The following is a 15,001-nucleotide window of genomic DNA, read 5'->3' on the forward strand; positions in this document are numbered from 1 at the left end:
CGCAGCCATGCCGGGGATTGGTGTGCCTGGCAACAGTCCTGAGACAAAAAATGCCCGTCCGGTCGTGCCGGACGGGCATCAGGATATGAGAACGGTCAGTCAGCCTAGAAGCGGTAGCTCATGCCGAGCTTGTAAGAAGCGCCATAGCGGTAATAGCCCTGCGGCAGCAATGGATTGCCGTTGATGCTGTAGGTATTGGCCTCGTCGAGCAGGTTCTGGCCTTCCAGGGTGATGTCCAGGTGTTCATTGATCTTGTAGGAGGCGTGCGCCGTCACCCAGGTGATCGGATCGGCCTGCTCGTTATAGCCGGCGCCGAGCACATTGGTGGCCGTGACGAAGCCGTCCGTATGGTCGCCGGTCAGGCTGAGCGAGATCGGACCATGATCATAGAAGAGGCCGAGCGAGTAGACCGACGGCGCAATGCCTTCGAGCGGTCGCTCCTGGTCGCCGACAAAGCTCGTGGACCAGTTGCGGGTATATTGCGCGCGCACGCCCAGGCCGTTTTCCAGGAAGTGCTGGAGACCGATTTCAATGCCGCTGACCTTGGCGTAATCGCCATTGATCGGGCGGCTGACATTGAACAGATAGCCCGGCACGCCGATATCCTGGCCCGGTTCCCAGCTACTGGTGATCTGGTCCTTGATATGCTTGTGGAAGGCGGCGAAGTTGAAGATCGAGTTCTTGCCGAAATACCATTCCAGAGAGGCGTCAACCTGATCGGCCGAATAGGGCCGCAGGTTGGCATTGCCGCCGTAGATCTGGGTGAACTCACCCCACGAGACGCTTTCCGTGGTATTGGTCGGGGCCAGCATTTCGACTGACGGACGCGCCATGGTGCGGGCGGCGCCCAGGCGCAGGCGCAGGGTTTCGGTGAGGCGGTAGTTGAGGTTGGCCGAGGGCAGCCAATAGGTATATTCGCTGTCCTGCGTCACCGAGGTCGGATCGGCATAGACGGCGGTGTAGTTGAAGGCGCCGTTCTCGATGATGTCGAGGATTTTGGCATCCCACGCCTGGGCGGTTGTCTGCGTCTGCACCACGCGCAGGCCGACATTGCCCGTCCAGCGCTCGCCGGAGAGATTGGCCTGCACAAAGCCGGCCCAGGTCTTTTCACCGACGCGATAGCTTTGCAGCGGGTTCCAGACCGGGGCCGCATCGGCATAAGTGTAGGGCTCGCCATCCGGGCGCAGGTGGCCGTCATAGGCGGCCAGGGCCTGCTCATAGGCGGGCACGTCAAACGCCAGGAAGGTGCGCGGGAAGTTGCCGGGCACTTCGCTCATGAAGTTGGGCAGGGTGAAGCTGTGCGAAATCACGTTGCTGCCGAGATCGCCGACATTGATCGCATTGTCGCCGGAATAATAGTCGGCGCCGCCGGTCAGCGAGTTGTTGATCAGGTCGCGCGACTTCTTGCGGTCAGTATAGGTGACACCGAATTGCAGGCTTTCAAGCCATCCCTTACTGGCCGCCCACTTGCCGGCGAACGAGGCGCCGTTGATTTCATCGTCGATATTGTCGCCTGCCAGCGAGAAATAGTGGGTGTTGAAATCGGAGTCGGTAAAGGCGCCGCTGGCCAGCCCGCTCGACAGATCACGGCCGTCGTCGAAATTGACGGTGACGCTCGGCACATAGGCGCCGGTCAGTTCGATATGAGCCGAATTGGGCTGGTTCATTCGCAGCACGACATAGCTGTCCTGACCGCCGGAATGACGCGATGAGGTCGAGCGATAGACATCGCCGGTCAGGGTCAGGGTGTCGCTCACGCGCCATTCGGCATTGGCGCCGAACAGGTCGGTTTCGACAACGCGGTAGGAGGTCTGGTTGAGCAGTTCCGGATTGAGCCGCATCTCCGGATCGGGGTTGGTCATGTCGAAGCTGGTGACGATACCGTTCTGGATCACCATGTTGGACCAGCGGCCGGGCGCATACAGCGGATAGAAGGACTGCTGGTAACCGACCTGCGGGGAATCGAGTTTCGTTGTCAGACCATCCACCACCAGGCGGAAATTGTCGTTCGGCCGCCATTCGACCTTGGCGGTGAAAGCGCTGCGCTTCTTCTGCTCCAAGATGGAACCGACGCGGAACTGGCCCGGACCGATGAGGCCATATTCCTCCGGATCGAGCACACCATTGTTGTTCGGGTCGATATTGCCGCCCCAGGCATTGCCCCACAGCCAGCTTTCATCGGTGGGGTCGGGGTTGCGCGTCCAGCCGCCGTCATTGCCGGCCACGTCGGTGCGGTCGTCGCGCTTTTCGAGGACGACACCGAACAGGACACCCAGCTTGTCGTCCGCGAAGGTGTTGCTGTAGACGCCGGACAGCTTTTGCCCGTCGAGTTCGGACATCTGGTTGCGGTCGCCTTCCAGGCGCAGGATGCCGTGCTGGCCGCGCTTGTCGAACGGGCTGGCCGAACGCAGGTTGATCAGGCCGCCGATCGCGCCTTCCGTCAGCGAGGCTTCGGCCCCCTTGATGACATCGGCGCCGCTGATGACATCGGAGGGCAGCACATCATAGGCGAAGTCGCGGCCGGCGCCGTCGGTCGCCAGGATGCGGCCATTGAAGGTGGAGAGCGTGTATTCCGGCCCAAGGCCGCGGACACTGACCTTCTGGCCTTCGCCGCCGGCCGTGCGGGAAATCGACACGCCGGTAATGTGGCTGAGCGAGTCGGCGACGTTATCGTCGGGGAACATGCCGAGTTCCAGGGCACTGATCGAATCCTGCACGGTGGTGGCATCGCGCTTCAGCTTGACGGCGCGCGCGACGCTGGCCCGGACGCCGACGACGATAACTTCCTGGGGGACTTCAGTGGTGGCCGGATCGGCGGCTGGGGTTTCCTGGGCACTGACGTGGGGCGCTGTCGCAAGCGCAATCAGTGCGGCGCCCGAAGCAAGCCATTTGCGTTTCATTCCTATGGTCGGCATTTCTAGTCTCCATATATAATGGCGCGTGGCGGCGCTCATTCCCTTATGTTGCGATTTATGTACGCTTTTGTTGTTTTGTCTACATTATCTTTCGTTTTATATGTTAATCGCAACAAAAAAGAAGCAAATTTGACACATATTTGATCAGGCCGCCGGGTTTTGCCAGCCTGAAACTGATGGTCGATGTTGAATTTCCGCTGTGTTTGAGGGATAAGCGGCATATCGAAACGAAACCTGTGAGTCCGGGGACCGAAACAAAATGGCCGAAGGTGCGGTAAAACTGACGCGCGATACCTCAGAGCGCCGGCGCGAGATCACGGCCATGCTCAAATCGAGAGGCAGCGTACAGGTCGTGGCCCTGTCGGAACAGTTTGGCGTCTCCATGCAGACCATCCGCAAGGACCTGCACTATCTGGAAGAGCACGGCATCGCCACACGCGCCTATGGCGGCGCCATTTCCTCGGAAGTGGTGACGGTCAATGCCGAGCCGCCGATCGAGGCCAAGCGCACCAGCCACCCGGAAGAAAAGGAACGGATCGGCCGCCTCGCCGCATCTATGGTGCAGCCGGGTGATTCGATCATGCTCGATTCGGGCACCACGGCGCTCCAGATCGCCCGTTTTCTGCCGGATGACGAGGATGTCACGGTCGTCACCAATGATTTCGAGGTGCTGTCGGCCCTGGCGCAGAAACGAAAGATAAAGATCGTTATGCTGGGCGGCGAGCTGCGCCGCAAGAACATGGCCTTTTATGGCGCGCAGACTGTAGCGGCGCTAGATGACCTACTGCTCGACAAGCTGTTCCTCGGCGTCGATGGTTTCGATGTCGAGCGCGGCATCACTACGCACCACGAACCGGAAGCGCAACTGAATCGCAAGATGGTCGAGACGGCGCGCCAGGTGATCGCCATTACCGACTCATCGAAGTTCGGCAAGGTCTGCCTGCATCGCATTATCGACATCAGCGAGATCGACGCCCTGATTACCGATGCCGACGCGCCTGACTTCATTCGGGAGGCTGCCGACCGCCTCGGTTTCAAGCTGCATATGGCCTGATTATTTTTTCAGCGCCGCGTCGCCCCAGGTGACGATCAGCGGTAGATCACTTGTGCGATTGTCGGCACGGGCCACCAGTTCCACCACTTTTACGCCGGAAATATCGGCGTTCAGGGTCTTTGCCGGCTCGCCGTAAACGCTTTTGGTTTCCGTCAGCAGTCTGCCGTCGCCATAGACCTGAAAGATCACCGCGTCCTTGAGGTTCTGGGTGGTGTCATCCACCCCGGCCTGCGTCTCGAAGCGCGTGAAACCATCATTTTTCACTTCCATGCGCGAGCCGGCCAGTATACCGATGCCAGTGGCGAAGGGATGGCCAGCCACCTGCAAATTCTGGTCATAGGGCGTGGAATCGGCCTGCGCCCCGCCCCAGCCGGTATAGGCCGCCCGCGAACCGCCGCCCCGGCTGCTGTCCCACGGACTGATCATGCGGTGGACCATCGGATCGGGTTGCGGCACGATCACGCCGTCCTCGGCAACATGGATATTGCCGGGTATTTCCGAAAGGTACAGGCCATCGGCCAGTTGCCGCGCGCCCCTGGCCTCAAAGACAAGCGTCTCACGCGGCGCAACCTTCAGCAGGGTTTCGCCGCTGAAGCTTTGCGTAGCCTTAGACCAGAGGTCGGTAAGTGCGATAGTGCCGGTCATCTTGAGATGGGCAGCCGTCAGCGCCACATCGGCCGGCGCCAGTCCGCGATTGAAAATGGCCACGGCCTTGTCGCCATTGCTCAGGGTTTTGACAAAGATCTCGACATCATCGGACATATATTCGAGCACCGCCTGATGGCCGCTCTTGTCCTGATTGAGCCGGATAATATCGGCATTGCCCCAGATATCCAGCAGGGATTTCGGCGCCTTGCGCAGGTCATAACCAATGATCAGGGGCGCGTTGATAATGGCCCACAGGCTGAAATGCGAGCGCGCCTCGGTCAGGTGGTTTTCATCGAAATCACCATGGCCGACGAACAGCATGTCCGGATCATTCCACGCGCCAGGATGGGCATAGAGGGCACGCGTGGCGGCACTGTCAAAGGTATGCAGCATTCTTGTCCATTCCGGCGTAATGTCCTGGCTGGTGCGCCACATGTTCCCGACGTCATGGCCCCACTGGCGCACATCGGCCGTGCCCCAGTTGCAAAGAGACAGGATGTAATCGTTATCCGGGTTGCTTTTGGCCAGGGCGTCAGAGACGCTTTGATACAGGGCGCGAACCTGCGGAATATCGGTGCGGTTAATGGCGCTCTGATCGATAATCGGCGCGAAGGCGCGGTAGCCTTCCGATTTCACCACCGGCTCATCTGGGCCGTAATAGTTCAGGCCGCAGGCATCGACCTTGATATAGTCAAAGCCCCACTGGCGGAAATAGAGATCGATATCCTGATCGACATGGCCATATAACCCGACCTCGCGTTCGGCCGCTGTGCCCTCAGGCAGGTTGGGCGAATGCAGGTCAAAGCGCTGCGAGCAGGCATTGCGGCCCATGTCGCTGTAGATGCCGGCCTTTAATCCCATGGCGTGGATGCGATCGGTGAACGGCTTGAAACTGCTGTCACCTTTCAATTTTGCCGACGGAAATATCTGCGTGCGGATCAGCATCCGTCCATCGGAGGTGCGGCGCTTCAGCCACCAGCCGTCATCGATATTGACGTAGTTGTAGCCGAGTTTGGCAAGGCCGCTGTCTACCAAAGCCTGGGCGGCGCCGAGCACCTTTTCCTCATCGACTTCGGTGCGATAGGCATTCCACGAATTCCAGCCCATCGGCGGGGTCAGCGCCTGGCCACGAGTTTTGGCGGTCCATTTGCCGGTAACTTCTAAATGACCAGTCGCGTCCAAAGTATCAGCCATGGCCGAACCGCTGGCGAACAAAGCGGCCGCAATAGCGAGCGTGGCAGGGATGAGCGTCCTGTAGCGGGGCATTAAGGCGTTTCCTGTCAGTTCAGATATTCGCGGACGGCATTGCGGTAATATATCTTATCGATAACGGCCTTGGGCAGGGCCAGGCCCTTTGCGTCGGCGTGGATGTCGCTGACGTGCTGGCTTTCGCCGGTCGCCAGATAGGTCCAGTCCGACAGCCAGTAGTCGTGCGCCACCTTTTTGAATTCCGCGGGGTTTTCCCCCGGATTCAGCGTCAGGTCGGTGCCGTACATGATGCGATCCTGGTATTTGATAAAGAAATTCCGTACCTTGTCGTAATCCTGCACCGACTGGGCCTGGATCTGCGTGATCCGCGCCGCCAGTTCGATATTGGCGTTGGGATAGGCATCCAGGAATTTCGCCGCTTCATCGACGCTCCATTCCAGACTGGCGAAGTGAGCGCCGACGAATTTCAGGTCGGGATGACGGGCCACGAAGCGGTCGCGCGTCGCCATCAGCGCTTCGTAGCGCGGCATTTCCGGGTGCAGGTACATGTAGTATTCCGGATGCGCCTTGAAATATGAGCGGTCATTATCCGTGCTCATTTCATCCATCGGCAGCCAGCAGTTTTTCGGTTCGCCCTGGTGATTTATCAGCACCTTGTCGGCGGCAATGATGTGGGCGATCACCGGATCAAAGCGCGGGTCGTCGATGAAGATCAGCTTGCCGTCAGTATCGCGTTCGATCAGGCCGACATTTTTCCAGATCTTGACCGCCACGGCACCCTGTTTGAATTCGGAATCAAGCCAGGCATTGGTCTTTTCCGCCCAGCCGGGCGCGGTAAAACCCTTCATGGTGAAGGCGGTGGCGAAGTGAAAATGCGCCGGATCGGCATTATGGAAGTGATGGGCGACGGCGGCCTGATCGGCGAGGGCCGGAAATTCCGGATAATCGACGTTGATGCTCAAGAGCTCGAAACCATCTGCCTTCGCCTGGTCGACAAAGGCCGGATCGGTGACATTGACATGGACGTGGGAGTCGAACTTTTTCACCTTGGCGAAATCGGCCACCGTATAGCCCGGATCGGCGGCGCAGGCCCCTGTGGCGAGCAATGAGGCCGTGGCGAGAAGGCTCAAAAACAGGCGGCGTCTGGTCATATTCCGGCTCCCAAATTTTGAAAACAAAGAAAACGAAATTTAATGTTGCGTTTTCATGTCTTTTTGTTTGCCTTTTTAATTTGACTTATGCAAGATCAAAAATGAACCATGCGCAACAGCGGGGAGGCGCCGACCATGATAACGCAGAACCTGACCAGCCGGCGCGGTATGCTCAAGCTATTGTCGGGCACGGTTATGGCTTCCGGGCTGATGGCCACGGCCGGCCGCGCGCAAAGCGCTTCCGTCGCCACGGTCGGTGATTCCGCCATCGCCATCGATTTCGACCTGAGCCTGAATAGCCGCATCATCGCCCGACAAAATGGCAAGGCGGTCGAACTGACCGATTTCGCGCCGTCGGAAACGGTGACGCTCAAGGATGGTACGCTGATTGACCGCTTTACTTTCGCCGACAAGAGCCAGAAGCCGCTCAGCGATATCCACGGCAAGGGCATTCTGTACACCGTGCGCGGCGTCTCTCCGGAAGGGCTGGAAAAGACGGTCGAGATCGCGTTCTATGACCGCTATCCCGGCTTCGCCATCGCCAAAGTCACCTATCGCAATACTGGCAGCGCCAACATCGATGTCGCCGCCTGGACGTCGCACAGCCATATGCTGAAAGGCACCACCTTCTGGTCCTTTTCCGGTTCGTCACACGACGACCGCCGGGATTGGGTGCAGCCGGTCAAAGCCGGTTTCGATCAGCCGAATTTCATGGGCATGAACGCCTCCGATTATGGCAGCGGCACGCCGATCGTCGATGTTTGGCGGCCGGATGCCGGTCTGGCGGTCGGCCATATCGAAAACACGCCCAAGCTGATCTCCCTGCCGCTGATTGCCACGGCGGCCGGCGCCGGTGTCGGTATCCGCTATGATCATGCCGCCACACTGAAAGCCGGCGACAGCCTGACCACGCTCGATACCTTTATCAGTGTCCACCAGCGCGATCACTACGCCACGCTCGATACCTACCGCCGGGTGATGGCCGATCGTGGTCTGGCGGCGCCGAAGCCCCCGGCGGAATCCTACGAGCCCGTCTGGTGCGCCTGGGGCTATCAGCGCAATTTCACGGTGGAGGAGATCGAAAGCACCTTTGCCAAGGCGAAAGATGTGGGGCTGGGCTGGGCCGTGCTCGATGATGGCTGGCAGACCTCCGAGGGCGACTGGTATCTCGATGCGAAAAAGTTTCCGCGTAAGGACGCGGACATGATCGCCTTTGTGCAGTCGATCAAAAAGGCGGGCTTGCGGCCGCGCCTGTGGCTGGCGCCTTTGGCTGTCGATCCGGGCACCGACCTGCTGCACGATCACACTGACATGCTGCTGCTCAATCAGGACGGCGCGGTGCAGAATGTCACCTGGTGGAATGCCTTCTATCTGTGTCCGGCCTACCAGCCGACGCGCGAATATTATCGCCAGCTTATCCGTAAAATCATCGGCGAGTGGGGCTTCGAGGGGCTGAAACTCGATGGTCAGCACATGAACGGCGTGGCGCCCTGTTATAATCCGGCGCACAATCACGCCAAACCGGAAGACTCTGTCGAGCATCTCCAGGATTTCTGGAAGCTGATCTATGACACGGCACGCGAGATCAATCCGAATGCGGTGGTCGAATTCTGCCCGTGCGGCACGTCCTACGCCTTCCATAACCTGCCCTACACCAATCATGTGCCGGCCTCTGATCCGCTCAGCTCGTGGCAGGTGCGCCTGAAGGGCAAGTCACTGAAGGGCCTGATGGGGCGCGATGCGGCCTATGCCGGTGATCACGTCGAGCTTTCCGATGGCGGCGACGATTTCGCCTCGACCGTCGGCATAGGCGGCATCGTCTCGACCAAGTTCACCTGGCCGGGGCCGGGCCATGAAAAGGGCGAGAACTTCCAGTTGACGCCGGAGCGCGAGGTGATGTGGCGCAAGTGGGTGGGGCTTTACAAAACACACATGCTTTCCACCGGCCAGTATCGCGGCGAACTTTACGATATCGGCTTCGACAAGCCGGAAGCCCATGCCGTCGAAAAGGACGGCAAGTTCTATTACGCCTTCTATGCTGACAAGTGGGATGGCGAGGTGGAGCTGCGCGGATTGACGAAGAAACGCTACCGCCTGCGCGACTATTTCAACGACAAGGCTTTGGGTGATATCGCGCCGGCCAGGAACCGAATTCCGGCAAAATTCGAGCGCTTCCTGCTGATTGAAGCCACGCCGGTTTAAAGGGGGAATTACATGAATGAACCGATGCCGGAAGGCACACCTGTGGCGGCGACCGGCAAGCGCTGGCTGATCTTTGCGCTGGCCGTTGTGGCCCTGTGGGGCGTCTGGGGCGCCTTTACCGGCATCTCGGCGCAGAAGGGCTTCCCTGAAACCCTGACCTATTGCGTGTGGGCGGTGACCATGATCCTGCCGGCGCTCTATGTGCTGGCGAGGGCGGGCTGGAAGCTCGACCGCGATCCGAAATCCATCCTCTACGGCCTGATCATCGGCCTGCTGGGCGCCGGTGGCCAGATGGTGCTGTTCTATGCCGTCAATACCGGCCCGGCCTATCTGATCTTTCCGGTGATTTCGCTGTCGCCGCTGGTGACCATCCTGATGTCGGCTGCCTTCCTGAAAGAGCGGACGACAAAGCTGGGCCTGCTCGGTGTGGTGCTGGCCCTGATCGCCCTGCCGATGTTCGATTTCTCGCCGGATAAGGGGTTCAGCTTCATGAATGGCGGGGTGTGGTTTCCGCTCGCCCTGATCATCATGGCGTGTTGGGGCGTCCAGGCCTATTTCATGAAACTCTCCAATAATTCGATGAGCGCCGAGAGCATCTTCTTCTACATGATGATCACCGGCCTGATGCTGGTGCCGGTGGCCTGGCTGATGACCGATTTCAGCAAGCCGATCAACTGGGGACTGGATGGGCCGTGGCTGGCTGCGGCCATCCAGGTACTGAATGCCATCGGCGCCCTGTGTCTGGTCTATGCCTTCCGTCATGGCAAGGCGATCGTGGTGGCGCCCCTGACCAATGCCGGTGCGCCGCTGGTAACGGCGGTGATTTCGCTGGTCGTCGCCAATGTCATCCCCGGCGAACTGAAAATTGTCGGCCTGGTGCTGGCGGTGATCGCTTCGGCCCTGCTGGCCCTGGCGGCCTGATTTTATCTCAACTGATGGCCGGTCCTGTGTTCCCTTCAGGATCGGTCTTTTTTGTTTCGCGTTTCATCTAAAGACCATAAAAACGAAATTTATATGTTTCGTTTTCATTGTTTTGGTTGCGTTGTGTCGTCTGTTGCAGTAAGAGTCGCTTTAACACACAGACTCTGACTTAAAGGGATATTCCATGAAGGCCATGCTCGATCTGGTCGCCCGCCACAAGGCCGGGCAGGCGGTCGGTATAACCTCGGTCTGCTCGGCGCACCCACTGGTCGTGGAAGCGACTTTTGTTCACGCGCTGAAGCGAAAATCCGACGTCACCCTGATCGAGGCGACCTGCAATCAGGTCAATCAGGACGGCGGCTATACCGGCATGAAACCGGCCGATTTCGTCGCCTTCGTCCATGCCATCGCCGACAAGGTTGGTCTTGCTCGCCAGCGCATCCTGCTGGGAGGTGATCACCTTGGTCCCAATCCCTGGACGCATCTTGGCGCTGATGAGGCAATGCAAAAAGCCGAAGTGCTGATCGAACAATATGTCGCTGCCGGCTTCCGCAAGATCCACGCCGATTGCTCGATGTCATGCGCCGGTGATCCGGTGCCCCTGCCGGAAGAGACCATCGCCCGCCGTGCCGCCCGCCTGATCGCTATCGCCGAAGCGACCCACGCCAGGGTCGGTGGTGAACCGCCGGTCTATGTCATCGGCACCGAAGTGCCGGTGCCGGGCGGCGCCCATGAAGACCTGCCGGAACTGGAGGTCACCACGCCCGAAGCCGCACTGGCCACCATCGAAACCCACATGGCGATCTTTGCCGAACTGGGGCTTTCCGCTGCCTGGCCGCGTGTTATCGCAACGGTGGTGCAGCCTGGCGTCGAGTTCGATCACCACAAGGTCATCGACTATAGCCGCGCCAAGGCGGTCAAACTCAGCCACGCCATCGATAGCCTGCCGACGATTGTTTTCGAGGCCCATTCCACCGATTACCAGACGCCGAAGGCGCTGAAGCAACTGGTCGAGGACCATTTCGCTATCCTCAAGGTTGGCCCCGGCGTCACCTTCGCCCTGCGCGAGGCGCTGTGGGCGCTCGATGCCATCGAAGGCGAATGGATCGCACCGGACAAACAATCGGGCTTCCGCGAAGTGGTCATCGATCGCATGACGGCCGAGCCGAAGAACTGGGCGAAATATTATCACGCCACAGGCGCGGCCCTGCAGTTTGACCTGCAATACAGCCTCTCCGACCGCATCCGCTATTACTGGCCCGATGACAAGATCCAGGCGGCGCAGGAAAGGCTGTTCGGCAACCTGACGCAGTCGCCACCGCCTTTGGCCCTGGTCAGCCAGTATCTGCCGGATGCCTATGCGTCTATCCGTGCCGGTGGCCTGAAACTGACACCTGAAAACCTGGTGATCGCCCATATCGGCGCCACCCTCGATGCCTATCTGGCCGCCTGTACGCCTATTTTGGAGTTGATTGATGCCTGACCCTGTAACTCAACTTGGTATCGATGAGGCGGAGCTGCAAAGGCTGGGCGCTTTATGGACGGCGCGCGAAATCGAGCAACAGCCGGAAATGCTGCGCCAGACACAAAGCCTGCTCTCTGCACAAAAAGACGCGATCGAAGCCTTTCTCAAGCCGCTGCTTGATCGCAAGGCACGCATTATCCTGACCGGCGCCGGCACCTCGGCCTTTATTGGCGAATGCCTGGCGCCAGCTCTGGCGGCGCGCCTGAAAACGCGCGTTGAGGCCATCCCGACCACCGATCTCGCCTGCGCCCCGCAACTCTATTTCGAAACGGATACGCCGACCCTGCTGGTCTCCTTCGGCCGTTCTGGCAACAGTCCCGAAAGCGTCGCCGCCGCGCAACTGGCCGATCGCTTCGTCATCGACCTGCATCATCTGGTCATCACCTGTAACGCGGAGGGCGCGCTTGCGGCCTATGGCCAGGGCGCCAGGGGGCTGACCATCCTGCTGCCGGAAGCGACGCATGACCGCAGCTTCGCCATGACCTCCAGCTTCTCGTGCATGACCTATGCGGCACTGGCGGCGTTTTCCGGCATTGAGGCCATGCAGGGCCGTATCGAGGCCATCGCCACGGCGACGCAAGGTGTGCTTACCGATTACACCGCGGCCATGAAGCAGACGGCCTCGGAAGGCTATGAACGCATCGTCTATCTTGGTAGTCATATCTTCCAGGGGCTGGCGCGCGAGTCCGGTCTCAAGCTGCTGGAACTGACCAATGGCGGTCTGGTGACCATGTTCGATTCGCCGCTCGGTTTCCGCCATGGCCCGAAGACCATCGTAAACAGCAAGACCCTGGTGGTCGTCTTCTTCTCCAACAACGCCTATACCCGCGGCTATGATGGCGATCTGCTAGACGAGCTGCGTAAGGATAATGACGCCGCCCGCGTCATCGCCATCACGGCGCAGGATGGCGTCGGCGTCGAGGCGGCCGATACGGTGCGCATCCGGGGGCTGGAAACGGCCGACGACACCGACCTGCTTTTCCCCTATATCATCTGTCCGCAGGTTTTCGCCTTTTACGAATCCCTGAACCATGGCCTGACGCCCGACAAGCCGAATGCGTCGGGCACGGTCAATCGCGTCGTGCAGGGCGTGCGTATCCACGAACTGGGGTAAATCGGATAATGGGGTATCTGTTAGGCGTCGATGGTGGTGGCACCAAGACCGAATTCGTCCTGGTCGATGCTAAAGGGCATGTGCGGGCCACTTATCAGGGCGGTTCGTGCTACTATATCCAGATCGGCTTCGATGGCCTGCATGAACTGCTGGCCGAAGGTGTTCAGGCTGTGCTTTCTCAGGTTTCCGGAAAACCGGAAGATATCGATTTCGCCTTTTTCGGCCTGCCCGCCTATGGCGAGGATTCTATCGCCGAGCCGATGCTTGATGTTGTGCCGGAAGCGGTGCTGGGGCATCGTCGTTATGCCTGCGGCAATGACATGATCTGCGGCTGGGCCGGATCGCTGGCGGGTGCCGACGGCATCAATATCGTGGCTGGCACCGGCTCGATCGGCTATGGCGAGCATGGCGGCCTGTCGGCACGCGGCGGCGGCTGGGGCGAAGTCTTTTCCGACGAAGGCTCTGCCTACTGGATCGCCATTTCCGGCCTCAATGCCTTTTCGCGCATGGCCGATGGCCGGCTGGTAAAAGGGCCGCTCTATGACGTGTTCATGCAGGCGCTGGACCTGAAAAACGACCTGGATATCTGCGGGTATGTCTTTGGCCGCGAAACGCCCTCGCGTGACAAGATCGCCGCCATGTCGAAGCTGGTGTCGCAATCCGCCGAGGCTGGCGATCGCGTGGCATTGAAGATTTTCGGTTCAGCAGGCTATGAACTGGCGGCCATTGTGGATGCCATCCGCGGTAAGCTGAACTACGCGCCGGATGAGTCGGTGGTCCTGTCCTATTCCGGCGGTGTCTTCAAATGCGGTGCGCTGATCCTTGAGCCGTTCCGCAAGCATCTCAACAGTTTCTCGCGGATGCCAGATAGCCCCCGCTATGACCTGCGCAAGCCGCTCCATGCGCCCAGCATCGGATCGGCCCTCTATGCGGCGCGGCGTTTGGGACGGCCGTTCAGTGCCGATGTGCTGGCCACCCTGCCACGCCTGTAAAAAGCAGGTGCCGCATCTGCCTGTTTGACAAAAGCCCATCTGCCATTGATGTTTGTCGGATACAAAAAAAGCAGGAAGCGACATGGATATCTTCAGGATCAAAATGGCCCTTAGCTGGCTGATCTGCGGCCTGATGGCGGCGGCGCCGGCGACGCAGGTGCAGGCCGCAAAGCCGACGGTAAGCGCCATGCCGGCAAAGGTGTCGTTCGCGCCGGCGGATGTTATCGCCCTGACCGAAAAGGTGGCCGATTATCAGATCGCCACTCTGGCGGCTGGCTGGATACCTGCGAACGCCTCCTGGGATACGCCAGACCCGAAGGGCTGGGTGCAGGGCGCGCTGTTCGTCGGCCTGACCGACATGGCCGATCATAGCCACAATCCGATCTACAAGGATCTGATCCTGGCAAGAGGCGAGGCCAACAAATGGGAACTCGGCAAGCGCGTGTATCACGCCGACGATCATGTCATCGGCCAGTCCTATCTGTGGGCGGCGAAGCACGGCGCACCCGCCGGTGCGCTTAAGCCGATGCAGGCGCGTTTCGACGCGATCCTGGCCAAGCCGGCCGATGTCACTCTGATCTATCCGGCGGAGGGCGATGCCAACTGCACCGATCGCTGGTGCTGGTGCGATGCCCTTTTCATGGCCCCGGCCACATGGATCGGGCTTTCGGCCGCCACCGGCGACCCACGTTATGCCGAGTTTGCCAAAAAGGAATTCTGGGCGACCTACGACGTTCTCTATGACAAGGACGAACACCTGTTCTACCGCGATGCCCGCTTCTTCGACCGCCGCGGACCGAATGGCGAAAAGGTCTTCTGGAGCCGGGGCGATGGCTGGGTCTTCGCCGGTCTGGCGCGTATTCTGGAGGTTCTTCCGGCCAATGATGTCGACCATCCGCGCTTTGTGGCGCTCTATAGGGAGATGGCGGCGAAGATTAAAGCGATCCAGTTGGATACCGGCTACTGGGCGCCTTCGCTGCTGGCCGATCCGAAGACAGCTCTGCCGGAGACCAGCGGCACCGCCTTCTATACCTACGGCCTGGCCTGGGGTGTGCGCAACGGTACGCTTTCGCGCGCCGAATACGAACCGGCCGTCCGCAAGGGCTGGGCGGCGCTGGTGGCGGCGGTCCATCCCGATGGCAAGCTGGGCTACGTCCAGCCGGTCAGCGATCGCCCGGATAATGTCGGCTACGATGATACGCAGTTCTACGGCGTTGGCGCCTTCCTGCTGGCCGGCACCGCCGTGGCCGATCTCAAGCTGCAATAGGAG

General features: G+C 59.9%; 10 protein-coding genes. 7 read left to right on the top strand and 3 right to left on the bottom strand.

Features of this window, described 5'->3' with window-relative positions; genetic code table 11:
* Nucleotides 1-104 precede the first annotated feature (104 nt).
* Nucleotides 105-2,915: a TonB-dependent receptor gene (locus BLO49_RS13580; protein WP_090649753.1), complete on the bottom strand. Its 2,811-nt coding sequence runs from the start codon at nucleotides 2,913-2,915 to the stop codon at nucleotides 105-107.
* A gap of 259 nt (nucleotides 2,916-3,174) precedes the next feature.
* Here BLO49_RS13580 and agaR point away from each other — a divergent pair, with 259 nt between their 5' ends.
* Nucleotides 3,175-3,969: a transcriptional repressor AgaR gene (gene agaR / locus BLO49_RS13585; RefSeq protein WP_090649635.1), complete on the top strand. Its 795-nt coding sequence runs from the start codon at nucleotides 3,175-3,177 to the stop codon at nucleotides 3,967-3,969.
* Here agaR and BLO49_RS13590 read toward each other — a convergent pair whose 3' ends face one another.
* Both BLO49_RS13590 and BLO49_RS13595 read right to left on the bottom strand, forming a co-directional pair.
* Entirely contained in the window at nucleotides 3,970-5,883 is a 1,914-nt protein-coding gene (locus BLO49_RS13590) for an NPCBM/NEW2 domain-containing protein (protein WP_090649636.1), read from the bottom strand.
* Nucleotides 5,884-5,897: 14 nt separating this feature from the next.
* Entirely contained in the window at nucleotides 5,898-6,977 is a 1,080-nt protein-coding gene (locus BLO49_RS13595) for an amidohydrolase family protein (RefSeq protein ID WP_090649638.1), read from the bottom strand.
* A 135-nt stretch (nucleotides 6,978-7,112) separates the two neighbouring features.
* Between BLO49_RS13595 and BLO49_RS13600 the strand changes: the two genes are divergently transcribed.
* From BLO49_RS13600 to BLO49_RS13625, 6 genes are all read left to right on the top strand, one after another.
* Nucleotides 7,113-9,179 carry a glycoside hydrolase family 36 protein gene (locus BLO49_RS13600; protein WP_090649754.1) on the top strand — a complete coding sequence of 689 codons (2,067 nt, stop codon included), beginning with the start codon at nucleotides 7,113-7,115 and terminating at the stop codon, nucleotides 9,177-9,179.
* Nucleotides 9,180-9,191: 12 nt separating this feature from the next.
* Entirely contained in the window at nucleotides 9,192-10,100 is a 909-nt protein-coding gene (locus tag BLO49_RS13605) for an EamA family transporter (protein WP_090649639.1), read from the top strand.
* 184 nt (nucleotides 10,101-10,284) lie between these two features.
* Nucleotides 10,285-11,583, top strand: a complete 1,299-nt coding sequence (locus BLO49_RS13610; protein ID WP_090649641.1) for a D-tagatose-bisphosphate aldolase, class II, non-catalytic subunit — start codon at nucleotides 10,285-10,287, stop codon at nucleotides 11,581-11,583.
* Nucleotides 11,576-12,739, top strand: coding sequence for an SIS domain-containing protein (locus BLO49_RS13615; RefSeq protein ID WP_090649643.1), 1,164 nt, complete (start codon nucleotides 11,576-11,578; stop codon nucleotides 12,737-12,739). Before BLO49_RS13610 ends, BLO49_RS13615 begins: the two co-directional genes overlap by 8 nt.
* 8 nt (nucleotides 12,740-12,747) lie before the next feature.
* A complete protein-coding gene (locus BLO49_RS13620; RefSeq protein WP_090649645.1) occupies nucleotides 12,748-13,731 on the top strand; it encodes an N-acetylglucosamine kinase in 984 nt (327 codons plus the stop codon).
* Nucleotides 13,732-13,813: 82 nt separating this feature from the next.
* Entirely contained in the window at nucleotides 13,814-14,998 is a 1,185-nt protein-coding gene (locus BLO49_RS13625; protein ID WP_245679038.1) for a glycoside hydrolase family 88/105 protein, read from the top strand.
* The last annotated feature ends 3 nt before the right edge of the window (nucleotides 14,999-15,001 follow it).

The sequence above is a fragment of the Asticcacaulis taihuensis genome, assembly GCF_900100255.1.
GTDB classification, from domain to species: Bacteria; Pseudomonadota; Alphaproteobacteria; order Caulobacterales; family Caulobacteraceae; genus Asticcacaulis; species Asticcacaulis taihuensis.